The organism is Mitsuaria sp. MSU3D, from assembly GCF_056867975.1.
In genome coordinates this window covers 3,879,774-3,902,862 of record NZ_CP200314.1, presented here as the reverse complement: position 1 = coordinate 3,902,862, position 23,089 = coordinate 3,879,774, and the positions used below count along the sequence as shown (strand labels likewise).

Annotated in this window: 21 protein-coding genes and 1 pseudogene; 10 read left to right on the top strand and 12 right to left on the bottom strand. The window is 69.2% G+C overall.

What is annotated here, in order from left to right; all coding sequences use genetic code 11:
* Positions 1-76: 76 nt before the first annotated feature.
* The 7 genes from phnD (at position 77) to AC1VNM_RS17115 (ending at position 6,316) form a co-directional block, all read left to right on the top strand.
* The gene (gene phnD / locus AC1VNM_RS17145; protein WP_483107705.1) at positions 77-979 is read left to right on the top strand and encodes a phosphonate ABC transporter substrate-binding protein; all 903 of its coding nucleotides are present in this window, start codon (positions 77-79) and stop codon (positions 977-979) included.
* Positions 976-1,785, top strand: coding sequence for a phosphonate ABC transporter ATP-binding protein (gene phnC / locus AC1VNM_RS17140; RefSeq protein ID WP_483107704.1), 810 nt, complete (start codon positions 976-978; stop codon positions 1,783-1,785). The genes phnD and phnC overlap by 4 nt, the downstream gene beginning before the upstream one ends.
* Before the next feature lie 5 nt (positions 1,786-1,790).
* Positions 1,791-2,627, top strand: a complete 837-nt coding sequence (gene phnE / locus AC1VNM_RS17135; RefSeq protein ID WP_483109292.1) for a phosphonate ABC transporter, permease protein PhnE — start codon at positions 1,791-1,793, stop codon at positions 2,625-2,627.
* Between the two features lie 22 nt (positions 2,628-2,649).
* Entirely contained in the window at positions 2,650-3,747 is a 1,098-nt protein-coding gene (gene psrA / locus AC1VNM_RS17130; protein ID WP_483107703.1) for an iron-containing alcohol dehydrogenase PsrA, read from the top strand.
* Positions 3,744-4,562, top strand: a complete 819-nt coding sequence (gene phnX / locus AC1VNM_RS17125; RefSeq protein ID WP_483107702.1) for a phosphonoacetaldehyde hydrolase — start codon at positions 3,744-3,746, stop codon at positions 4,560-4,562. Before psrA ends, phnX begins: the two co-directional genes overlap by 4 nt.
* Before the next feature lie 45 nt (positions 4,563-4,607).
* Entirely contained in the window at positions 4,608-5,246 is a 639-nt protein-coding gene (locus AC1VNM_RS17120; RefSeq protein WP_483107701.1) for a glutathione S-transferase family protein, read from the top strand.
* Positions 5,247-5,404: 158 nt separating this feature from the next.
* A complete protein-coding gene (locus AC1VNM_RS17115) occupies positions 5,405-6,316 on the top strand; it encodes an NAD(P)-dependent oxidoreductase (protein ID WP_483109291.1) in 912 nt (303 codons plus the stop codon).
* Here the strand turns inward: AC1VNM_RS17115 and AC1VNM_RS17110 are convergent.
* Positions 6,303-7,193 carry an aldo/keto reductase family oxidoreductase gene (locus AC1VNM_RS17110; RefSeq protein WP_483107700.1) on the bottom strand — a complete coding sequence of 297 codons (891 nt, stop codon included), beginning with the start codon at positions 7,191-7,193 and terminating at the stop codon, positions 6,303-6,305. The genes AC1VNM_RS17115 and AC1VNM_RS17110 overlap by 14 nt on opposite strands.
* A gap of 154 nt (positions 7,194-7,347) precedes the next feature.
* Here AC1VNM_RS17110 and AC1VNM_RS17105 point away from each other — a divergent pair.
* Positions 7,348-8,235: pseudogene (locus AC1VNM_RS17105) on the top strand (LysR family transcriptional regulator); the annotation flags it as partial.
* Positions 8,236-8,664: 429 nt separating this feature from the next.
* On the opposite strand, the gene fur reads toward AC1VNM_RS17105, so the two are convergent.
* The 4 genes from fur to AC1VNM_RS17085 all read right to left on the bottom strand — a co-directional run bounded on the left by fur (position 8,665) and on the right by AC1VNM_RS17085 (position 12,383).
* Positions 8,665-9,126 carry a ferric iron uptake transcriptional regulator gene (gene fur, locus AC1VNM_RS17100; protein ID WP_377160562.1) on the bottom strand — a complete coding sequence of 154 codons (462 nt, stop codon included), beginning with the start codon at positions 9,124-9,126 and terminating at the stop codon, positions 8,665-8,667.
* Between the two features lie 31 nt (positions 9,127-9,157).
* Positions 9,158-10,351, bottom strand: coding sequence for a PepSY-associated TM helix domain-containing protein (locus tag AC1VNM_RS17095; RefSeq protein ID WP_483109290.1), 1,194 nt, complete (start codon positions 10,349-10,351; stop codon positions 9,158-9,160).
* A 13-nt stretch (positions 10,352-10,364) separates the two neighbouring features.
* Positions 10,365-10,556, bottom strand: a complete 192-nt coding sequence (locus AC1VNM_RS17090) for a hypothetical protein (protein ID WP_377160564.1) — start codon at positions 10,554-10,556, stop codon at positions 10,365-10,367.
* A 102-nt stretch (positions 10,557-10,658) separates the two neighbouring features.
* On the bottom strand, positions 10,659-12,383 hold the full coding sequence (locus tag AC1VNM_RS17085; protein ID WP_483107699.1) for an FAD-dependent oxidoreductase: 1,725 nt from the start codon (positions 12,381-12,383) through the stop codon (positions 10,659-10,661).
* Between the two features lie 135 nt (positions 12,384-12,518).
* Here AC1VNM_RS17085 and AC1VNM_RS17080 point away from each other — a divergent pair, with 135 nt between their 5' ends.
* Entirely contained in the window at positions 12,519-13,010 is a 492-nt protein-coding gene (locus tag AC1VNM_RS17080; RefSeq protein ID WP_377160568.1) for an acyl-CoA thioesterase, read from the top strand.
* 30 nt (positions 13,011-13,040) lie between these two features.
* On the opposite strand, the gene AC1VNM_RS17075 is transcribed toward AC1VNM_RS17080, so the two are convergent.
* From AC1VNM_RS17075 to AC1VNM_RS17045, 7 genes are all read right to left on the bottom strand, one after another.
* Positions 13,041-14,105, bottom strand: a complete 1,065-nt coding sequence (locus tag AC1VNM_RS17075) for a DUF3626 domain-containing protein (RefSeq protein ID WP_483107698.1) — start codon at positions 14,103-14,105, stop codon at positions 13,041-13,043.
* A gap of 95 nt (positions 14,106-14,200) precedes the next feature.
* On the bottom strand, positions 14,201-15,667 hold the full coding sequence (gshA, locus tag AC1VNM_RS17070) for a glutamate--cysteine ligase (RefSeq protein ID WP_483109289.1): 1,467 nt from the start codon (positions 15,665-15,667) through the stop codon (positions 14,201-14,203).
* A gap of 203 nt (positions 15,668-15,870) precedes the next feature.
* The gene (locus AC1VNM_RS17065) at positions 15,871-16,902 is read right to left on the bottom strand and encodes a GlxA family transcriptional regulator (RefSeq protein ID WP_483107697.1); all 1,032 of its coding nucleotides are present in this window, start codon (positions 16,900-16,902) and stop codon (positions 15,871-15,873) included.
* Between the two features lie 15 nt (positions 16,903-16,917).
* The gene (locus AC1VNM_RS17060) at positions 16,918-17,511 is read right to left on the bottom strand and encodes a cysteine hydrolase family protein (RefSeq protein WP_483107696.1); all 594 of its coding nucleotides are present in this window, start codon (positions 17,509-17,511) and stop codon (positions 16,918-16,920) included.
* Positions 17,512-17,706: 195 nt separating this feature from the next.
* Positions 17,707-18,294 (bottom strand): DUF1415 domain-containing protein, encoded by a 588-nt coding sequence (locus AC1VNM_RS17055; protein ID WP_483107695.1) that lies wholly within the window; start codon positions 18,292-18,294, stop codon positions 17,707-17,709.
* A gap of 13 nt (positions 18,295-18,307) precedes the next feature.
* Entirely contained in the window at positions 18,308-19,510 is a 1,203-nt protein-coding gene (locus AC1VNM_RS17050) for a M20 aminoacylase family protein (protein ID WP_483107694.1), read from the bottom strand.
* 172 nt (positions 19,511-19,682) lie between these two features.
* Positions 19,683-20,816, bottom strand: a complete 1,134-nt coding sequence (locus AC1VNM_RS17045) for an ABC transporter substrate-binding protein (protein WP_377160580.1) — start codon at positions 20,814-20,816, stop codon at positions 19,683-19,685.
* A gap of 183 nt (positions 20,817-20,999) precedes the next feature.
* On the opposite strand from AC1VNM_RS17045, the gene AC1VNM_RS17040 reads away from it, so the two are divergent.
* Positions 21,000-23,072 (top strand): molybdopterin-containing oxidoreductase family protein, encoded by a 2,073-nt coding sequence (locus AC1VNM_RS17040; RefSeq protein WP_483107693.1) that lies wholly within the window; start codon positions 21,000-21,002, stop codon positions 23,070-23,072.
* Positions 23,073-23,089: the final 17 nt, after the last annotated feature.

The window sequence follows — 23,089 nt, the reverse complement described above, 5'->3', positions numbered from 1 at the left end:
CATGGCATCGATGGATGTCCTGTCATGTTGGATTCATAGAGTGGCGGCATCCGCTCACCACTCCCTGGATGCCGCCATGCGCCACGTCCCCCACGCCCCCCATGCCCGCTCGTCCGTTCTCCGACGCGCCCTCCTGGTCGCTGCCGTCGCCGTCGCGGCGGGGCTGCCGGCCGTCTCTTCCGCCCAGCAGCAGACGCTGACGATCGGCCTGATCCCGGCCGAGGACTCGCAGGCGATGATCGAATCCAGCCGCCAGGTGCTGGACGCGCTGCAGCAGCAGCTCGGCATGACGGTGAAGCCCTTCGTCGCCACCGACTACAACGGCGTCATCGAGGCGCTGCGCTCGAAGAAACTGGACGTGGCCTACCTCGGTCCGTTCTCTTACGTGCTGGCCAGCTCGGTCGCGAACGTCGAGGCCTTCTCGGTCGCGGTCACGAAGAAGACCGGCCAGAGCGCCTACAAGAGCGTGATCCTCGCCCGCAAGGACAGCGGCGTGCACACGGTCGCCGAGTTGAAGGGGAAGAACTTCGCCTTCGTCGATCCGAGCTCCGCCTCCGGCCATCTGTTCCCGAAGGCCGGCCTGCAGCAGGCGGGCTACGACCCGGACGCGCTGTTCGGCCGCGTGCTGTTCTCCGGCTCGCATGACGCCAGCATCCTGGCGGTCGCCAACAAGAAGGTTGACGCGGCCGCCGTCGCCGACCGCATCTTCGCCAGCGCCGTCGCCAAGGGCACGGTGAAGCAGGACGACTTCGTCGTGCTGTGGTCGTCCAAGCCCATCCCCGAATCGCCGATGGTCTGGCGCAAGGACCTCGATCCCGCGCTGAAGGACAAGCTCGCCAAGGCGCTGGCCAATCTGAAGGACGTGAAGTGGGGCGACCAGGGCGTGCTGAACGGCTTCCAGCCGACCAACGACGCCGCCTACGACGTCGTCCGCGACACGGCCAAGGTGCTCAAGCTCGACCTGCGGAGCATGAAGTGATCACGCTGCGCGGCGTCACCAAGCGCTTCGGCGACAACGCCGTGCTGCGCGGCGTGGACCTGGATGCGAAGGCCGGCGAGTTCCTCGTCGTGCTCGGCCCGTCGGGCGCGGGCAAGTCCACGCTGCTGCGCTGCATGAACCGGCTGGCGCAGCCGGACGCCGGGGCGATGACGATCGCGGGCCTGGACGCGATGTCCGGCTCGCGCGCGGCCGATCTGCGCGAACTGCGACGCCGCGTCGCGATGGTGTTCCAGCATCACCACGTGGTGCCGCGCCTGAGCGTGGTGAAGAACGTGCTGACGGGGCGGCTCGGCGCAGTGTCGACCTGGAGCTCGGTGCTGCAGCTGTTCCGCGCCGCGGACGTGACGCTGGCGTTGGAGTGCCTGGATCGCGTCGGCCTCGCGCACAAGGCGCAGGAACGCACCGACTCGCTGTCCGGCGGGCAGATGCAGCGTGTGGGCATCGCCCGCGCGCTGGCGCAGCGCCCGCAGGTGATCCTTGCCGACGAGCCCGTCGCCAGCCTGGATCCGCACACCGCGCGCCAGGCGCTCGGCTATCTGAAGCAGGCGTGCCGCGAGCTCGGCATCACCGTCGTCTGCAACCTTCACCAGGTCGATTACGCAAAGGAATTCGGCGACCGCATCGTCGGGCTGTCCCAGGGTCGGGTCTTGTTCGACCGGTTGCCGGGCGAGCTGTCCGATGCGGAGCTTCATGAGCTTTACGCCGGTCGCGCCGGCCGCGCTGGTCACACCGGCCTGCAGCTCATCGAGCCCGTGGCGGTCGAAGAGGAAAGGAAAACCGCATGACGACGATGAATGCCGTCGACCGTGCCGCCGCCGACCGATATCGCTGGCTGATCGGCCTGCCTACGACGCCGGGCGGGTGGTCGAAGCTGCTGGCCGCGATGGTGCTGGGCCTGTGGGCGCTGCAGTGGAGCGCCAGCGGCGCGCAGCTGAGTCCGTCGGAGCTCGCGAACGGCCTGCCGCAGATCGCCGACTTCCTGAGCCGCACGTGGCCGCCGGACTGGCGCATCCTCGACCGGCTCTGGGCGCCGGCGCTGGAGACGATCCAGATCGCGGTGTGGGGCACGCTGCTGGGCGCTGTCGCCGCAGTGCCGGTGTCCTTCCTCGCGGCGCGCAACCTGCAGGGGCCGCGCTGGCTGTACCAACTCACGCGGCAGGGCCTGAACGTGACGCGCAGCATCAACGAGCTGATCCTGGCGCTGGTGTTCGTGTCGGCGGTGGGACTGGGGCCGTTCCCCGGCGTGCTGGCTTTGGCGGTGCACGGCGCGGGGATGCTCGGCAAGTTCTTCGCCGAGGCGATCGAGGAGATCGACCAGGGGCCGCTCGAGGCGCTGCGCGCCACCGGCGCCCGGCCGCTGCAGGTGATCGTCTTCGGCGTGCTGCCGCAGGTGGTGACCGCGTGGATCGCCGTCGTGCTGTACCGCTTCGAGGTCAACCTGCGCTCGGCGACGGTGCTGGGCATGGTCGGCGCGGGCGGGCTGGGTTTCGAGCTCGTGGGCAGCCTCAAGCTGTTCAAGTACCCCGAGACCGCGACCTGCATCATCGTGATCACCGTGATGGTGGTCGCCGCGGACTTCGTGTCGAGCCAGCTGCGCCGCGCGATCCAGGACAGCGGCCGGCATTGAGAACGAGGACAACGACGTGAACGTGTGGAAGTTTCACAACCCGGTCGATGTGCGGGCCGGCATCGGCGCGCTGGAACTGTTGCCCGACCTGGTCGGCGAGCGAGATGCGCTGCTGATCGCCTTTCCGGAGGCGGAGCCGCTGGGGCTGGTCGGTCGGGTGAGGGCGATGCTCGGCGACCGCCTGGTGGCGGTGGAGACCGACATCTCCCCGAACCCCGATGTCCGCTGGCTCGCGCCGCTGTACGAGCGCCTGTGGCGCGACCACGGCGGCGCGCGTTGCGTGATTGCGCTGGGCGGCGGTAGCAGCATCGACGCGGCGAAGGCGATGCTCACCGCCACGCCGTCGGGCCGCTTCGACGAGCTGCTCGACCATCTGGTCGATCCGAAGGCGGCACCGCTGCCGGTGGACGGTCCGCATCGCGCGTTGATCGCGATCCCGACGACCGCGGGCACCGGCAGCGAGGTCACGCCCTGGGCCACGCTGTGGGACGCGGGGCGCTCGCGCAAGCATTCGCTGCACCTGCCGTGGACCTGGCCGGAAGCCGCCCTCGTCGACCCGTCGCTGATGGTCAGCCTGCCCGCGAGCGCCACGCTGGCCAGCGGCCTGGACGCGCTGTCGCATGCGCTGGAGTCGCTGTGGAACGTGCATCGCAACCCGGTGTCGTCCAGCCTCGCGGCGAGCGCCGCGCGCGCCATCGTCGCCACGCTGCCCGCGCTGCTGCGCGAGCCGCGCCGGCTCGACCTGCGCGAAGCGCTCGCGATCGCCGCGCTGCAGGCGGGCATGGCCTTCTCCAACACGAAAACGGCGCTGGCGCACTCCTTGTCCTACGACATCACCTTGACGCGCGGCACCGTGCACGGCATCGCGTGCTCGTTCAGCCTGCCGCGCGTGATGCGGCTGGCCTTCGGGCGCGACGCGGCGCTGGATGCGCAACTGCTGGCGATCTTCGACGCGGCCGATGCCGACGGCGCGGTCGCCGCGCTGGAGCATTTCCTCGACGCGCTCGGCGTCTCCACCGATCCCGCCGACTACGGCATCGCGCCCGCCGACTGGGACGCGCGCGTCGAACAGGCGCTGCGCGGCCCGCGCGGTCGCAACTTCATCAAGGCCTACGCATGAACACGCTCTATCCCCATCTCCAGGCGGTCATCTTCGACTGGGCCGGCACGCTGGTCGACCATGGCTCGTTGGCGCCGACGCAGATCTTCGTCGACGCGTTCGCGACCTTCGGCATCACGCTGACGCTCGACGAGGCCCGCGGCCCGATGGGCCTGTCCAAGCGCGATCACATCCGCACGCTGCTCGAGGACGCGTCGCTGCAGGCGCAATGGCAGGCGCGCTTCGGCCGCCCGTCGACCGCCGCCGACATCGACGCGATCTACGAGCGCTTCATGCCGATGCAGATCGAGAAGGTCGGGCGCTACTCGCAGCCGATTCCCGGCGCGGTCGAGATGTTGGCCGCGCTGCGTCGTGCGGGGTTGAAGATCGGCTCCTGCTCGGGCTATCCGCGCCAGGTGCTGGACGTGCTGCTGCCGCAGGCGAAGGCCGATGGCATCGCGGCGGACCACGTCGTCGCCGGCGACGAGCTGGCCGCCGGTGGCCGGCCGGGCCCCTTCATGGCGCTGGCGAACGTGCTGGCGCTGGGCATCGGCGACGTGCGCGCCTGCGTGAAGGTCGACGACACGACGCCGGGCATCGAGGAAGGTCGCCGCGCCGGCATGTGGACCGTCGGCCTCAGCCTGTCGGGCAATGAGACGGGCCTGACCTTGGCGCAACTGCAGGCGCTGCCGGATGCCGAAGTCGTGGCGAAGCGCGCCGCCGCCACACAGCGCCTCACGGCGGCGGGCGCGCATCTGGTGATCGACTCGGTTGCCGACTTGCCGAAGGCGCTGGCTGAGATCGATGCGAGGATGGCGCGCGGATTGACGCCCTGAGGCGCTTCCCCTCCAATGCCTGCTTCCTTCTTCGGGACGCAAGACATGGCTTGGACTCTCTTCGGATCGGCCGCCTCCGGATCGACCGCGGTGGAAGCGGCGCTGACGCTGCTCGGCATTGATTTCGACCTGATCGAGGGCGCGACCTGGGAGGCCGAGGCCGCCCGGGTGCGCGTGGGCGCGGCCAATCCGATGCGGCAGATCCCGACGCTGGTCGATGCCGACGGCCGCGTGATGACCGAGAGCGCCGCGATCCTGATCCACCTCGCCGACACGCATCCGCAGGCGCGGCTCGCGCCGGCGATCGACGATCCGCGGCGCGCGGAGTTCCTGCGCTGGATGGTGTTCGTGTCGTCGGCGATCTATTCGCTGCACTGGATCAAGCCGGACGTCACCCGCATCGGCGCGCGGCCCGATCAGCGCGACCAGGTGGTCGACGCGGTCCATGACCGCATCGCGTTCTGCTGGGGCGTCATGGACGCGCAGATGACGCCGGGACGCTACCTGCTCGGCGACGAGCTGTCGGTGCTGGACTTGTACGTGACGGTGGTGTCGCGCTTCGGGCCGTGGCGGGAGCGCTTCTACGAAGTCGCGCCGACGATGTCCCCGATCGTCCGCCGCGTCGACGCCGACCTGCGCCTGCAGGACTTCTGGGCGGCGCGTTTTCCGCTCGACGAGGATTGACCTTCACGGCGTGCGAAGCGCGTGCGCGCCCTGGCAGGCACGCGCGATGGCGCTCCTATCATCGACGGCGAACTCCCTGACTCCATGAGGTCGCCGTGTCCGTCAACCCTTCGTCCGCCAGTCCCTCGTCCGGTTCCCCCCGTCGATTGCTCGTCCTGATGCCGACGGCGGAAGAACATCTGGCGCAGTTCCGCGCGCGCTACGACGTGATCTACGCGCCGACGGCCGAAGCGCGCGCGAAGGCGGTCGCCGAGCACGGCGCCGACATCGAGATCGTCCTGACCATCGGCGCTGTCGGCCTGCGCGCCGACGAGATCGCGGCGATGCCCAAGCTCCGCGCCGCCGCGGCGCAGGGGGCCGGTTACGAGGCGATCGACCTGGCCGCCGCCAAGGCGCGCGGCCTCACGTTGTGGAACGGTGCGGGCACCAACGATTCATGCGTGGCCGATCACGCGATGGCGCTGCTGCTGGCCTCCGTGCGCGCGCTGCCGCAGCAGGAGCAGGCCCTGCGCGCCGGTCTCTGGCGCGATGCGCTGCCGCTGCGTCCGAGCGTCAACGGGCGCAAGCTCGGCATCCTCGGCATGGGCACGATCGGGCTGCGCATTGCCAGGCGCGCGCTGGCCTTCGACATGGAGGTCGGTTATCACAACCGTCGCGAGCGCAACGACTCGCTGGGCTGCCAGTACTTCGGCTCGGCGCTCCAGCTGGCGCAGTGGGCGGACTTCCTGATCGTCGCCGCGCCGGGCGGCCCGACCACGAAGCACATCGTCAACGCCGAGGTGCTGAAGGCGCTCGGCCCGCAGGGGCACGTCGTCAACATCGCCCGCGGCAGCCTGGTCGACACGGCCGCGTTGGCCGCGGCCTTGGCGGCCGGCGAACTCGGCGGCGCGGCGCTCGACGTCTACGAATCGGAGCCGAAGCCGCCGGAGGCGCTGCTCGGTTTCCCGAACGTGATCCTCACGCCGCACATCGCGGGCTGGTCGCCGGAGTCGGTGCAAGCCACGGTCGACCTGTTCCTCGAGAACGCCCGGCGCTGGGAAGCCGGCGAGCCGGTGCTCACCCCGCTGTAGTCGACATCGCGTCCAGCCGCGCCACGGCATCGGCGGGAAGCGTCAGCGAGGCCGCCTGCAGGTTCTGCCGCAGGTGATCGACCGACGAGGTGCCCGGGATGAGCACGAGGTTGGGCGAGCGCTGCAGCAGCCAGGCCAGCGCCACCTGCATCGGCGTCGCGCCGAGTTCGGCGGCGACGGCCGACAGCGTCTCCGACTGAAGCGGCGAGAAGCCCCCGAGCGGGAAGAACGGCACGAAGGCGATGCCTTGCCCCGCCAATTGATCGAGCAGCGCGTCGTCGTTGCGGTGCGCCAGGTTGTACTGGTTCTGGACGCAGACGATCTCGACGATCTTGCGGGCATCGGCGACCTGACGTGCCGTCGCGTTGCTCAGGCCGATGTGGCGGATCAGGCCTTGCCGCTGAAGCTCGGCCAGTGCGGTCAGCTGCGGCTCCAGCGAGCCTTCCGCCGGGCCGTGCACGTCGATCATGCTGCGCAGGTTGACGACGTCGAGCACGTCCAGGCCCAGGTTCCGGAGGTTGTCGTGGACCTGCTGCGTCAGCGCCTCGGCCGACTGCGCGGGTTGCCAGGAGGCGTCCTCGCCGCGCCGGGCGCCGACCTTGGTGACGATCGTCAGGCTGTCGCGATAGGGGTGGAGCGCCTCGCGAATGATCTGGTTGGTGACATGCGGGCCGTAGAAATCGCTGGTGTCGATGTGATCGACGCCGAGCTCGACGGCTTCTCGCAGCACTGCGACGGCGGCGGCGCGGTCCTTCGGCGGCCCGAAGACGCCAGGCCCGGCCAGTTGCATCGCGCCGTAGCCGATGCGCGTCACCGTGCGGGTGCCCAGCTTGAACGTGCCGGCCTGGTCGAGGAGGCGGGAAGGGGTGTTGCTCATGGGGGAATCCTTCAATGCTTCGGAGGGAGTTCGGGAGAACGTCGAATGAACTTCGGGGGAGATCGGCGACGTCGTGGAAGGACTGTAGGCAGCGCGCAGTCGTACGATAAGGGGATCGAATCCGCACGAGCTGTGCGAAATCAAGGACAGTGAGATGGAACTGGGCGATCTGTCGGCCTTCCTCGCCGTGGCGCGATCGGGCGGCTTCCGGGAGGCTTCGCGGCAGTCGGGCATGAGTCCGTCAGGACTGAGCGAGGCGGTGCGTCGGCTGGAGACCAGGCTCGGCGTCCGGCTGCTGCATCGGAGCACCCGCAGCGTCGCGCCGACCGAAGCCGGTGCACGCCTGCTGGACCGACTCGGACCCGCACTGGGCGAGGTCGAGGCGGCACTCGACGTCGTCAACGGTTTCCGCGAGCGGCCGGCCGGCACGCTGCGGCTCAATGTGCCGGCGAGCGCCGCGCGGCTCGTGCTGCCCAAGATCGTCCCGGCATTCCTGAAGGCGTACCCGGACATCAAGCTCGACATCACCGTCGAGGAGAGTTTTGTCGACGTCCTCGCCGCCGGCTGCGATGCCGGCATCCGCTATGAGGAGCGGCTGGAGCAGGACATGATCGCAGTGCCTATCGGCCCGCGGACGCAACGCATGGTCACGGCGGCATCGCCGGCCTACCTCGCCGAGCACGGCCAGCCGGCACATCCGCGTGACTTGCTCGCCCACCGCTGCCTGCGAGGCCGCTTCCCCAGCGGAACGATGCCCGCCTACGAGTTCCAGCGCGAAGGCGAAGTCGTCACCGTCGATCCCGACGGTCCGATGATCGTGCGCCTGGGCGGCGGCCTGGACCTGGCGATCGACGTGGCGGTCGCGGGTGGCGGCGTCATCCAGACCTTCGAGGATTGGGTGCGACCACACCTGGACAGCGGCGCGCTCGTGCCGGTACTCGAGGACTGGTGGGTGTCCTTCAGCGGTCCGTTCCTCTACTACCCGGGCCGGCGCTATCTGCCCGCGCCGTTGCGTGCCTTCGTCGACTTCGTGAAGGACGGACAGGCTGCACCGGATGGATGGGGCGGACAAAAAAGTCCGCCGCTTGAGCAACGTCCAGGACCGGGGTCAGGCGTTGCTCAAGTCGAGCGGACGAAAGGTGTGAGAACTGAAAATGGCCCCTCGAAGCAGGGACCGTGGCTCCGCGAACGGAACGCTGGAGGCGAAGGGCTCGCCAGGCTGAGCTAGGATCTCAACCCAGCAGGCCCGTCGCCAGTCCGAGGCAGGACATGACGCCGATGCAGACCACCCAGGCATCCGCGTTGTTCAACGAAGACCAGACCGTTTGCTTGAGCATCTGCATGACCATCTCCTGCTGCAGCCGGGTTGGCTGCGATGGATGGAAATATACTGTATGCCCATACAGTATTCAACAGGGAAGCGCCGGATTGTGCGCGCCTTGCGACAGACGCCTCGGATTCAGCCGGCCCTTCAACGGTGGCGCTTCGCCCGGCACTCCGGGTTCGAGCACAGCCCGTACAGCGCGAGCGCATGCTCGACCAGCTCGTAGCCCCGCTCTTCGGCGATCTCGCGCTGACGCTGCTCGATGCCGGCGTCGTAGAACTCCTCCACCCGGCCGCAGGCCAGGCACACCATGTGGTCATGGTGCTGGGCGGAGTTGAGCTCGAACACCGCCTTGCCCGATTCGAAGTGCTGCCGCGCCAGCAGCCCCGCCTCGACGAACTGCATCAGCACCCGGTAGACGGTCGCCAGGCCGATGTCCGCGCCGTCGAGCAGCAGCGCGCGGTAGACGTCCTCGGCGCTGAGGTGGCGCTGGTCCGATTGCTCGAAGATCTGCAGCACCTTGATGCGCGGCAGGGTGGCCTTCAGGCCGCTGGATTGCAGGCTCTCGATCTGGTGCTTGGGGGAATCGGGCTTGTGCGAGTCAGGCATGTGCGGTGAGTGTGATCGTGCGGACTGGCGATCAGGCGGCCGCGGTTTCGGGATTCTTGGCGTCGTCCAGGTCGTCGGCGGTCGAGGCCGACGCGCCCTTCGCGCCCTTCTTGTCTTTCCTGGCGCCCTGCGGCTTGCGCACCCACAGGTAGAGGCCGCTGCCGAGCACGACGATGGTCGCCACGTCCAGCAGCGCCCACAGGATCTTCATCGGCATGCCGCCGTAGTCGCCGAAGTGCAGCGGCTGCGACACCAGCAGCGCCGTCAGGTACCACGGCAGCTCCGGTGCCGCCGTGAGCTGCGAGGTCTTCGCGTCGATCAGCAGCGGCTGCAGCAGCTTCGACGTCAACGGCGTCGTGCCCTTCAGGAAGAAGGTGTTGTGGTGCGGGCTCGAGAAGGCGGTGCCGGGGAACGCGATGAACGAGACCTTGCGCTGGGCGCCGACCTGCATCGCCGTGTCCATCGACCCCTGCAGCGGCGCGCGCTCGGCAGCGATGAGCAGCGGCTGGTCCTTGTACGGCGCCAGCAGCGCGGTGACCTTGTCGTACTGCCAGTACTGCACCAGCAGCTCCGCCCAGGTGTTGATCATCCCGGTCGCGCCGACGACGAAGCACCACACCAGCGTCACGATGCCGACCAGGTTGTGCAGGTCCAGCCACTTCACGCGTGTCGAGCGGTCCTTGCGCACGGCGCCGAAGTCGAGCTTGCGCATGAACGGCGCGTAGAGCACCACGCCGCTGACCAGCGCGATCAGCAGCAGCAGGCCCATCAGGCCGAGGAAGAGCTTGCCCGGCAGACCCGCGAACAGGTCGACGTGCAGCCGGAACATCAGGTCCATGAAACCTTCGCCGATGCGGTACTCGCGCACCGCCAGGCCCGTGCGGGCATCGACGGCGACCGACTTGAACTGATCGGTCGGCGCCGGCGTCGGGGCCAGCGTGAACCACCACAGGCGCGGGTCGTCCTCGTTCTCGCCGGCGTACTGGATCACCATCGTCGGATGGACCGCGTTGGCCGCCTTGGCCATCACGTCCAGCGACACGCGCTGCTTGTCCATCGCGGCGGGCAGTTCGGGCGCCTCGATCTCGTCGCCGAGCAGGTGACCGATCTCGTGATGGAAGATCAGCGGCAGGCCGGTCAGGCACAGCAGCAGCATGAACACCGTGCAGACCAGGCTCGTCCACTTGTGAAGCCAGGTCCAGACGCGGATGGCGCGCGAGCTCAGCATCGTCGTGTCCTCAGGCCTTGCGTTGGGAGCGCTGCGGCCGCCACGCGTACCAGGCGATGACCGCCACCGGCACGCCCAGACCGACCCAGGACCAGGCGTCGCCCCAGTCGTCCGACACCAGCGCGGTGAGCAGGCCGGAGGTGCTCAGCAGGCCCAGCGCGATCGGCCAGGCCCAGAGACGGCGGGATTCGGGAGACAGCATCGGACGGCGCCTAGTTTGCAAATAACAATTATTCGCATTCTATGGCGAAGCGCCGCTCCGGAAAGGGGGCGTCAGCGGGAATCGGCGGGGGGCCCGCCTGCCTCAGGCCGTCACGCGGGCCACGGCGGCAGGGCTGAGGCGCTCGGCGCGCGCCGCGTCCTGGCGGGCCAGGTACTGGTGGATGCTGGCGACGACCTGTGCGCCTTCGCCGATCGCGCCGCCGACGCGCTTCACCGAACCCGAACGCACGTCGCCGACCGCGAACACGCCGGGGATGCTGGATTCCAGCGGCTCCGGCTTGTACTCGGACAGCGGGCAGGCGCAGGCGCGGCCGGTGATGATGAAGCCGGCCTGGTCGAGCTCCAGGCCGCATTCGGCGATCAGGCCGGTCTCCGGCTCGGCGCCGATGAACATGAAGAGGTGCTGCAGCGCCAGTCTGCGTTCCTGGCCGTTGCGGCGGTCGCGCCAGCTCACGGCTTCCAGCGCGTCCCCGCCTTCGAGCTGGCAGAGCTCCTGGTGCGGCAGCAGTTCGATGTTGGCCGTGCCCTGGATGCGGTCGATCAGGTAGCGCGACATCGTCGCTGCCAGCCCCGGACCGCGGATCAGCATGATGACCTTCGCCGCGTGGTTGGCGAGGAACACCGCCGCCTGTCCCGCCGAGTTCCCGCCGCCGACGATGACCACCGTCTGCCGGCTGCAGATGCGGGCCTCGATCGGCGAGGCCCAGTACCAGACGCCGCGGCCCTCGAAGCGGGTCAACTCCTCGATATTGGGCCGCCGGTAGCGCGCGCCGGTGGCGATCACCGCGGTGCGGGCGCGCACCTTGCGGCCGTCCTCGAGCGACAGGTGGAGTTCGTCCTCCATGCCTTGCCGCTCGCAGCTCATCTGGGTGACCTTGGCGGGGATCAGCATGTCCGCGCCGAACTTCTGGGCCTGGACGAAGGCCCGGCCCGCCAGCGCCTGGCCGGAGATGCCGGTCGGGAAGCCGAGGTAGTTCTCGATCCGCGAACTCGCGCCCGCCTGGCCGCCGAACGAGCGGCAGTCCAGCACCAGCACCGACAGCCCCTCGGACGCCGCGTACACGGCCGACGAGAGGCCCGCCGGGCCGGCGCCGATGATGGCGACGTCGTATAGCTCGGTCCGCTCGCGCATGTCGACGATGCCCATGCAGCGCGCGACTTCATCGTCCGTCGGATCGACCAGGACCTCGCCGCCGGGGCAGATGACCAGCATCTGCACGCCCTCGGTCATGTACTGGTCGGCAAGGGCCTTGGCGTCCTCGTTCTGGTCGGGCTCCAGCTGCTGGTGCGGGTAGCCGTTGCGGCCCAGGAAGCTGCGCAGCCGCATCACCGGCGCGGACTTGCCCCGGCCGATCAGCGTCGCGCCGCTGGCGCCGGCCTCGATCAGCCCGACGCGGCGCAGGATGAAGGCGCGGGTCAGGCGCTCGCCCAGATCGGCCTCGCCGATCAGCAGCGCGCGCAGTTGCGGCGGGCTGACGTCGACGGCCTCGACCTCGGTCTCTGCGATCGCATCGATGAAGGAGGGCCGGCCGCTGAGCTGGCCGACCTCGCCGAGGAAACCGCCGGGCCCGTGCCGGTGGATCGGCGTCACGTGGCCGAGGCTGTCGCGCTGCGACACGGTGATCTCGCCGCTGAGGATCAGGATCATGCCCATGCCGGTGTCGCCGGCGCGCACGACCCACTCGCCTTGGGAATAACGCCGGAACCGGCCGAAACGCGCGACGCGCGCGATGTCGGCGACGCCGAGCGCGGGGAACATCTGGGCACCGCGCGTGTCGACGATGCTGGGCTGCTGGACCTGGACCATGGAACCTCCTGGCATCCACCCTAACCGACGCGCGTGTCAGCGGCAAGCGCCATAAGAGGGAACCTCGGGGCCCCAGGAGTCTGGCACCATGGCGGCCACTCCCTCACTCCCTGATCCGATGCCGGATCCCGCGCCATGGACCTGCCTTCCCATCAACTCACGATGACGGTGCTGATGACGCCGGACATGGCCAACTTCTCCGGCAACGTGCACGGCGGCACCATCCTGAAGCTGCTCGACCAGGTCGCGTACGCCTGCGCCAGCCGCTATGCGGGCCGCTACACGGTGACGCTGTCGGTGGACCAGGTGATGTTCCGCCAGCCGATCCATGTCGGCGAGCTGGTCAGCTTCCTGGCGACGGTGAACTACGCCGGCACCTCGTCGATGGAGATCGGCATCAAGGTCGTCACCGAGAACATCCGCGACCAGGTCGTGCGCCACGCCAACAGCTGCTTCTTCACGATGGTGGCGGTCGGCGAGGACGGGCGCCCCGTGCCGGTGCCCACGCGCACGCCGACGACCCCGGACGAGCAGCGCCGCTGGGACGCGGCGCTGGAGCGCAAGAAGCTGCGTCAGGAATTGCAGAAGCGCCACGACGAGCTGCGCAGCTCGTCGCTGCCGGGCTGAGCACCGGACCCGTCGCCTTTCGCGGGAACTTCAGTCCACGATGAAGAAGCGCCGGCCCAACTGGCGGTTCCGCTTCTCCATCGCCTTGAGCAAGGCGTCCCGCCGTGACTCGGGCTGCAACTGCTCAAGCTCCGACCGACAGATGTGGATCTCCTTCACATCGCGGTCCAGCTTCAGCCGGCCATGGATCTGCGCCTCGATGTAGCCGTGTTTCTTGCCTTTGCCGTAGCGGGCCGGCACCTTGCCGACGATACCGGCGGCGGCGTCTTTCAATGTGGTCAGGCAGTTGTAGCCGACCTCGTTGTTCTGGGCGTGGACGATCAGGCGGGGAAAATGGTGCCAGGTGCAGACACGCTCCGGCTTCACCATTCTGCTCCTCGATGGCGACAGGTCGCGAGCGAATGAATCGACCGACGAAAACGTGCTGACGTGCTTCATGTGCTCGGCCAGAACGAGGTAGGACTTCCCGTAAGCCTGAGCCCCTCCGCGCGGTGACTTCAGGAAATCCACCGCGCAATAGAGTGGGCGGCTGGTCCACTGGAACGAAGGATTGCCGCCGTCCCCGCCGTTGGCGGAGCGGTATTGTCCAAAGTCGCGGTAGGCGCTTTTGGCCAGCGTCTCGTGCATGCCCAGGGCCTGCTCCTCGAGCTTCGCGCGTTGCGGAACGTAGTCGGGGCGCTTTTGTATCTGGCCTGAGCGAGCGAAGCAGTTGAGGTACTCGCCACCGGAGCCGGGCGCCATGAACTCGAGCAGCCGCTCGAGCGGCATGTTGATGGTGAGCCGCGCGTCTTGCAGCACCGCGGTCATCTTGTCCAGCAGCACCTGGGCCTGCGCTGGCGCCACGCCGGTCTGGCGAAGCCGGCGCAGCGCCGCATCCCGGTCCTGTTCAAGCGTGTGCTCGCAGTCGTCGAATACTTGCCGCAGGAAGTCCGCCCTGAAGAACTGTCCGAGGATCTCGCGATGCTCGTGGCCCAGTGTCTCCAGTAACCGTCGCTCGAACGGCGGTTCGCCCGGAGTCTGTTCGGGCTGCTGGATATCGCTGTCGTTGGAAGGGAAGCCGGAGCCTGATGCGCCAGGGAATTTGACCGGAGGCATGCGCTCTCCCGATGGGGGAAAGCGATGTCAGTTGACAGACGCGTCGATCAGTTCGCCTGTCGATCTGAATTCAGGAACGCCCCGCGGCGTGTGGCTCAACCGCGCAACTGCGCGGGATCGAGATACTGCTGACGGAAGGTCTCGAAGTCGACGGTGTCCGCCGCTTCGATCGCGGCCTGCGCCTCCAGCGAGGCGCGCGCCGACTGGTCGAAGCGCGCCATCAGGCCGTCGGGCAGCGGCGCCTCCAGCATCTGGCGGCGCGACGCCTCCGACTGCGCGGCGACGAAGGCCAGGTGTGAGGACTCGTACTTCGCGCGCATCGCCGCCAGCACGCGGGCCGACGGCAGTTGATCGGGATCGTCCCAGCGCTCGAGCGCCTGCGCGAGCGCCTCGCGGTACAGCGAGCCGCCCAGGGTCGCGTCCACCTTGGCCGCGATCGGCGCGAACTCGCCCAGGAGTTCGCGGCCCCAGTCGCGCAGCGACACCTCGCCGCCGCGGCGCTCCAGCTTCAGGCCGGGTTCACGGCCGGCCGAGGCGGTGCGGTGCTGGTTGCGTGCCAGCGCGCCGAGTTCCTCCGGCGTGTCGTTCGGGCTGTCCGTCAGCCAGCAGTGCAGCAGGAAGAGGTCCAGGAAACGCATCGTGCTCGCGGCGATGCCGACCGGCTCGAATGGGTCCAGGTCCATGCAGCGGACCTCGATGTATTCGACGCCGCGCTCGCGCAGCGCGTGCAGCGGGCGCTCGCCCGAGCGGATCGTGCGCTTGGGGCGGATCGTGCCGTAGAACTCGTTCTCGATCTGCAGCAGCGTCGTCGACAGCTGGTTGTACTCGCCGCCCGGATTGACGACGCCGACCTTCTCGTAGGCCGCATACGGGCGCGTCAGCGCGTCCTGCAGCGAGGCGGCATAACCGTCGATGCTGTTGTAGCTCACCGCCAGCGAGGCCTGCGCGTCGCTCTGGTAGCCGAGGCGACCCATGCGCAGCGAGGTGCCGTAGGGCATGTGCAGCGTGCCGTCGACCAGCGGCTGCAGGCCGTGCTCGCGGCCGGCGACGAAGCTCGCGCACAGGGCCGGCGACGCGCCGAACAGCGTCAGCAGCAGGAAGGAGTGGCGGCGGAAGTTGCGGATCAGCGCGAAGTGGTCCGCGTTGTCCAGGCCCGGCATCGACCAGTTGTAGTGGATGCCGGAGATGGTCTGCATGCGCCGCCCGTAGCGGTGCCCCAGTCCCATGCGGTAGACGCTCTTGGCACGCCCGATGTTGGAGGCGCCGTAGCGGCCGATGGGGATGGTCTCGTCGGCCGGGAGCTGGCAGGGCATGCTCGACGCCCACATCAGTTCGTTCCCGAGACAGCGGTAGACGGCCTGGTGGATTTCGGTCAGCTGGCGTTCGCAGTCCTCGGCGGACGCGTGCACCCCGGTGATCAGCTCGAGCTGCGATTCGCTGAAGTCGGTGGTGACGGTCTCGTGCGTCAACGCGGAGCCGAGCGCCGTCGGGTGCGGCGTCAGTGCCAGGGAGGCGCCGCTCGGTTGCGCGCGCAGGCTTTCCTTCTCCACGCCGCGGCGCATGCCCGCCAGACGGGCCGGATCCAGGGCCTCCAGTCGCTTCAACCAATCGTTCAAATGCCGCTCCTCGTTCACTGTGGGCGCGCAAGTTACCAGAAGTGCACGAATCCCGCTTGACTTGGATTTATGTGAATTGTGCTAGCCCGGCGCAGGGCAAAAGACGGGCCAGCAAGGGTTCACCAGGATCCGGCCCCGAGGAAGTGATGCTAAGCCGGAGCGTCCATCCGGCGGCGGGTGCGACGGAGTTGCTGGTCCGAGCTGAAGCCGGCCGCGAGCGCCGCCTGCGCCGGTCGTACCCCGCGCTGGAGTTCGCGCCGGGCCAGTTCCAGCCGGATCGCGCGCAGGTAATCGAGCGGCGTCGTGCCGCCGTGCTGCGCGAACAGCCGGGTGAGGTGCCGGGGCGTGACGTGCGCCACCTCCGCCATGCGGGCGAGGCTCCAGTCGGCGCGCGGATCGCCGCAGACGGCGTCCTGCACGCGGTGCAGCGCCGGATGCAGATGGTGCCGGTGCGCGAGCATCGGCGACAGCTCCGGATCTTGCGCGCCGCGGCGCAGGTAGACGACCATCACCTGCGCCACCGACGCGGCGATCGCCTCGCCGCAGTGCTCGGCGATCAGTGCCAGCACCAGATCGATGCCGGCCGTGATGCCCGCGCTGCTGGCCAGCGGACCATCGAGCACGAACACCCGGTTCGCCTGCACGTCGGCACGGGGCGCGGCGTCGCGCAGCGCGTCCAACGCCTCGTGGTGGGTCGTGCAGCGGCGGCCGTCCAGCAGCCCGGCCCGCGCCGCCAGCAGCGCACCGGCGCAGATGCTCAGCAGCCGGCCCTGTCCGCCCGCCAGCAATGCGCTGCCTTCGCGATGCAGCCAGCGCTCGATGCGCAAGGCGTCTTCCCGGTCGGTGGTGTCGGGCGGCGGATCGTCCGGATGCGGATGTCGCCGGCCGCTCAGGATCAGCCAATCCCGTTCGCCGAGCGCCGGCAGCGGTTCCAGCGCGGCGAGCGTCAGGCCGACCGACGTGGACGCCGATTCGCTCGCGGCGCAGTACCGCAGCCGGAACGCCTCCGGCTCGCCGCGACGGCGCAGGGCCTGGTTGGCGAGCCGCAGCGCCTCGGCGGCGCCGGCCAGGTCGAGCAGCAGCGTGTGGCGCTCGACCAGGATCCAGACGTCGACGAGGGCGGCGTCCCGAGTGGCGCCGGAAGCCGGATCAGGCGCCGAAACGGAATCTAAAAAGGACATCGCCGCAGTATGCGCTCAGACCGCGCGAGCCAACGCCTGCTCGACGCTCACGATCTCGGCGAAGCGGCCCTGCAGGGCGACCTCGGTGCGCAGCTTGAGGTCGGCGACGCCGACCACGGCACCGCTGGCGTGCGGGATCGGGAAGGTGTGCGTCGCCTCGGTCACGTAGTCGACGGTCCAGCCCTCGTCGCTGGCGTGGCGGGTGGTGGTCTCGCAGCACTGCTCGGTGCGGATGCCCGCGACGATCAGCCGGCGGATGCCATGCTCGGTCAGCCACACCGACAGCCCCGTGCCGACCAGCGCGCTGTGGCGGCGCTTGAGGAACTCGGCGGCGATGGGCACCTGGGCCAGCCCGTCCAGCGGGCGGACGTGGCCGCTGACCAGCGAGAAGGGGTTGTCCGCCGTCTCGGGGCCGTCGCTGTGGAGGATGCGGATGATCGGCAGGCCGCGAGCCGCCGCGCCGTCGAGCAGGGCGTTGGTGCGTTCGAGATACGCGGGCCAGGTGGTCTCGTCCCAGTACGGGCGGTGGCGGAACGACTCCTGCACGTCGATCAGCAGGACGGCGGTCGTGGGGGTGGCGTGGGCGGCGGTGTTCGAGGCGGTGGTCATCGAGGACTCCATCGGGTGGTTGATGGGAGTCATCGTGCCGGCGACGGGTCGATCCGTCGCGCCGCCGGCGGACCAGTCGCGGTCAAATCAGGACATCAGGTCTGCCACGACCGCAGCCCTCGCCCGAGCCCTTCTTGCTCCCTCTCCCGCTTGCGGGAGAGGGGAGGGGTGAGGGCCAGCGGCCTCTCGGCGGGCTCAATCCTCGCGCGTGATGCGCTGGGCCAACGGCAGCTTCGCCTCGACGTCCAGCGCCTCCCAGCCCTTGCGGCCGATCCGGCGCAGCGTGTCGATGTTGGTCTCGTAGATCGCGTCGGTGTCGGGCATGGTCTCGACGGCGCGCTCGATGCTCTCCTCGCGCAGCAGGTGCAGCGTGGGGTAGGGCGAGCGGTTGCTGAGGTTGTCGACGTCGTCCGCGTCGGTGCCGTCGAACTGGTAGTCCGGGTGGAAGCTTGCGACCTGGAGCACGCCGTCCAGGTCCAGGTCCTCGACCAGCGCATCGGCGGCGCCGAGGAAGTCGTTGAAGTCCAGGAACTCGTTCAGCACCCAGGGGTGGACCAGCAAGGTGGTCTCGGTCTCGTCCGGATCGGCGCGATTGAGCGCGAGCAGCTCGTGGGCCAGTTCCTTGAGCAGGTCCTCGGGCGTGCGGGCCGCGCTGACCACGGTGCGCAGCCGCTGGTTGACCTCCACGCTCTTGGCGAAGGGGCACAGGTTCAAGCCGATCACCGCCCGCTGCAGCCAGCGGTGGGTGTCGTCGAGGACGGTCTTTTCCTGGTCGTCGGTCATCGGTCGGAACCCGTCATCGGGCCTGCTTGAACCAGGCGTCCACCAGCCGGACCCACATCGAGCCGCCCAGCGGGATCAGCTCGTCGTTGAAGTCGTAGCTCGGGTTGTGCAGCATGCAGGGCCCCAGGCCATGACCGCCTTCGCGGTGGCTGCCGTCGCCGTTGCCGATCAGGAAGTAGCAGCCCGGCACTTCCTGGAGGTAGTAGCTGAAGTCCTCGGCGCCCATGGTGGGCTCGAAGGCCTGCACGTTGGACGCGCCCAGCATCTCGGTCAGCACGCCGCGGACGAACTCGGTCTCGGCGGCGTGGTTGATCGTCGGCGGATAGTTGCGGTGGAACGAGAACTCGCACTGGACCTCGAAGGCGTCCCCCGTGGCCTCGGTGATCTGCTTCATGCGGCGCTCGATCAGGTCCAGCGTCTCCAGCGTGAAGGTGCGGACGGTGCCCTGCAGTTCGCAGCTCTCGGGGATGACGTTGGTGGCCTCGCCGGCGTGGATCATCGTCACCGAGATCACGCCCGCGTCGATCGGCCGCTTGTTGCGGGTGATGATGGTCTGGTAGGCCTGCACCAGCTGCGCGGCCACGACCACGGGATCGGTCCCCAGGTGCGGCATCGCGCCGTGCGCGCCCTTGCCCTTGATGGTGACCTTGAACTCGTTGCTCGAGGCGAAGACCGGGCCGCTCTTCAACGCGAACTGGCCGGCGGCCATGCCCGGCCAGTTGTGGATGCCGAACATGGCTTCCATCGGGAACTTCGTGAACAGCCCGTCCTTGATCATCTCGCGGGCGCCGCCGCCGCCTTCCTCGGCCGGCTGGAACACGACGTAGACGGTGCCGTCGAAGTCGCGCTGCGCCGCCAGGTGCTTTGCGCCGGCCAGCAGCATCGCGGTGTGGCCGTCGTGGCCGCACGCGTGCATCTTGCCGGGGTGCCTGCTGGCGTGGGCGAAGGTGTTGTGCTCGGTGATGGGGAGCGCGTCGATGTCGGCGCGCAGGCCCAGCGTGCGGCCGCTGGCGCCGCCGTCGCGGCCCTTGATGATGCCGACCACGCCGGTCTTGCCCAGGCCGCGGTGGATCTCGATGCCCCAGTCGGTCAGCGCCTGCGCGACCACGTCGGCGGTGCGTTCCTCGTGGAAGCAGAGTTCGGGATGCGCGTGCAGATCACGTCGCAGCTTGGCGATGGCCGGGGCGTCGGCCAGGATGGGTTCGATCAGCTTCATGGGCGGGCACTCCGATGTCGTCGCGACAGCGCGTCGGGCTTGCCGCGGGCCAGAAAGGCCGCGGCGCCGCTCAGGGCGGCGCCGCTGTGGTCGGACCAGTGTACCCGCGGGTCCGGATCGTCGCCGCCAGCGGCGTGCGATCCGGCGTCCGGGTCTGCCCGGGGAGGGCAGGTCAGCGCTTGACGCGCCCGTCGTTGGTCAGCATCGTCATCTCGACGAAGCTCGAGCCGACATGCTTGTTGGGCTTGAAGTTCACGTTGAAGCCGCCGACGTTGTAGTTCGCCAGGGTGTCGAGCGCCGCGACCAGGCCTTCGCGGGTCGGGCGGGTCATGCGGCGGATGCCTTCGCTGATGACCTTGGCGCCGATGTAGCCCTCGATGGCGGTGTAGTTGAACTTCTGGCCGGCCTTGGTGGCGGCCTGCTGGTACTCGTGGACCACGCCGACCTGCGAGCCGAACGGATAGGGCATGACCTGGCTGACGACCACGCCCATCGCGTCCTTGCCGAGCTCGTCCAGCAGCGACTGCGTGCCGACGAAGGACACGTTGTAGAACACGCCGCCGTAGCCGGCCTTGCGGGCGGCGCGGATGAAGGCGGCGCAGCTCTTGTAGGCGCTGATCATGACGATGGCCTCGGGCGGCGCGCCGTTCTGGATCAGGTCCTTGACGGCCTTGGTCACCTCGACGCTGTTGCGCTCGACGGTGGAGGTGGCCTGCGGCTGCAGCGCCAGCGGCTTCATCGCGCGCAGCACGCCGTCCAGGCCGGCCTTGCCGTAGGCGTCGTTCTGATGGAAGACCGAGATGCGCATCAGGCCCAGATGGGTCAGCTGCTTCACGATCAGCGCGGTCTCGTCGTAGTACGAGGCCCGCACGTGGTAGACCCACGGGCTGAACGGGTCGCGCAGCGCCTCGGCGCCGGTGAAGGGGGCGACGAAGGGGATCTTGGCCTGGTTGACCAGCGGCAGCGCGGCCAGCGAGGTCGGCGTGCCGACGTAGCCGAACAGCGCGAACACGTCGTCGGCGATCAGCTTCTCGGTGTTGGCCTTGCAGCGGTCGGGCTCATAGCCGTCGTCCAGCGTGCGCAGCTCGATGGTCGTGCCGTTGATGCCGCCGGCGGCGTTCTGGGCGTCGAAGAACAGCTTCGCACCGGCCTGCATCTGGATGCCCAGCTGGGCGGCGGCGCCCGTCAGCGGCACCGACTGACCCAGCACCAGGCGTTTGCCTTGTGCGCGGACGGCCGTCGGGATGGGCAGGGTGGCGAGCGCGCCCAGGGCGCTGGCGGAGGCGAGAAGTTGGCGGCGATCCAAGGGGGACTCCCAGAGGGGTGCGAATTGATATTGTGGCGTCCGCCGGAGGGCAAGCGCGCCAGGAGGCTCGACACGACCTATTTCGGCCTCCTGGCGCGCGAGCTTAGCGGCTCGTGCGTCCAGCGTTGTCGCCGACTCCGGTAAGAAAACGCAAGGGTGTGGCGCCTGTGCAATAGTTGACGCATGTCGTCCGTCCTCTCTGAATCCGCCGTGAACCTCCCGCCACAGGCCGCCGATCGCGGCACGCGCATCGTCAAGGGAGCCTGCCCGCACGACTGTCCGGACACCTGCGCGTTGCGCATCACGGTCGAGGACGGCAAGGTCGTGAAGGTGCAGGGTCAACCCGAGCATCCGAGCACCCACGGCGCGCTGTGCACGAAGGTGTCGCGATATCCCGAGCGGACCTATCACGAGGAAAGGGTGCTGCATCCGCTCAAGCGCGTCAGCGCGAAGCACGAGGCGCCGCGTTTCGAGCGCATCGGCTGGGACCAGGCGATCACCGAAATCGCCGGCCGGCTGAAGGCCGTCGCGGCGCGCGATCCGCAGGCGATCCTGCCCTACAGCTATGCCGGCACGATGGGGATGCTGCAGGGCGAGGCGATGGCGGGGCGTTTCTTCAACCGGCTGGGCGCGTCCTGCCTGGACCGCACGATCTGCGCGTCGGCGGGCGGCGCGGGGCTGGCGGCGACCTATGGACACAAGGTCGGCATGCACCTGCCGCACTTCGCGGAATCGAAGCTGATCGTCATCTGGGGCAGCAACTCGATCGCGTCCAACCTGCATTTCTGGACCTTCGCGAACCAGGCCAAGCGCAACGGCGCGAAGCTGGTGTGCATCGATCCGCGCAAGACCGAGACCGCCGACAAGTGCCATCAACACCTGGCCCTGCTGCCGGGCACGGACGGCGCGCTGGCGCTGGGGCTGATGCACGAACTGATCGCCCACGACTGGCTCGATCACGACTACCTCGTCCGGTACGTTGACGGCTGGGACGAGTTGCGCGAGCGGGCGCTCGCGTGGCCGCCCGAACGCACCGCGGCCGAATGCGGGCTCACGCCGGACGAGGTCCGCGGCCTGGCCCGGGACTACGCGACGCTGACGCCGGCGGCCATCCGGCTGAACTACGGCATGCAGCGCGTGCGCGGCGGCGGGAACGCGGTGCGGCTGATCGCGCTGCTCCCCTGCCTGACCGGCGCGTGGCGCCATCGCGCGGGCGGGCTCCTGCTGTCGAGTTCCGGCTGGTTCGCGCCGTTCAAGAACCCGGCGCTGGAGCGTCCGGACCTGCGTGCCGGCCGCCCCTCGCGGACGATCAACATGAGCACGATCGGCGACGACCTGCTGCGCGAGGCGTCCCCCACGTTCGGCCCGAAGGTGGAGGCGCTGATCGTCTACAACAGCAACCCGGTCGCGGTCGCGCCGGAGTCGCCGAAGGTTGTGGCGGGCTTCCAGCGCGAGGACCTGTTGACGGTGGTGCTGGAGCACTTCATGACGGACACCGCCGATCTGGCCGACTACGTGCTGCCGGCCACGACGCAGATGGAGCACCTGGACATCCACACCAGCTACGGCCACACCGACGTGCTGGTGAACGAGGCCGCGATCGCGCCGCTGGGCGAGGCCCGGCCGAACACCGCGATCTTCCGCGCACTGGCGGCGGCGATGGGCTTCGACGAGCCGGCCTTCCACGAAGACGACGAAACGCTGTTGCGCCAGGCGTTCCGCGACGACGTCGATCTGGCGCAGCTGCGCGAGCGAGGCTGGTTCAAGCTGCCGCTGGCGGAGGCGCCGTTCGCGCAAGGCGGCTTCCCGTCGGCGAACGGGAAGGCCGATGCGCGTGGCGCGGACTACGTGCCCAACTACGAGAGCCGGGCGAGCGACCCGGCACTCGCGGCGCGCTATCCGCTGGCGATGATCTCGCCGCCGGCGCGCAATCACCTGAACAGCACCTTCGTGAACGTGAAGAGCCTGCGCGACATCGAAGGCGAGCAGGTGCTGGAGATGAGCGCCGGCGACGCCGCGGCGCGCGGACTTGCCGATGGCCAGCTGGTGCGCGTGTTCAACGACCGCGGCAGCTATGCGTGCCGGCTGGACGTGAGCGCACGGGCCCGCGAGGGCGTCGTGCACGGGTTGGGCATCTGGTGGCGCAAGCTGGGCGCGGACGGCCGCAACGTCAACGAGGTCACGCACCAGCGGCTGACCGACCTCGGACGCGCGCCGTGCTTCTACGACTGCCTGGTCGAAGTGGCCGCGGCCTGAGCCGGGTGCAAGGCGCA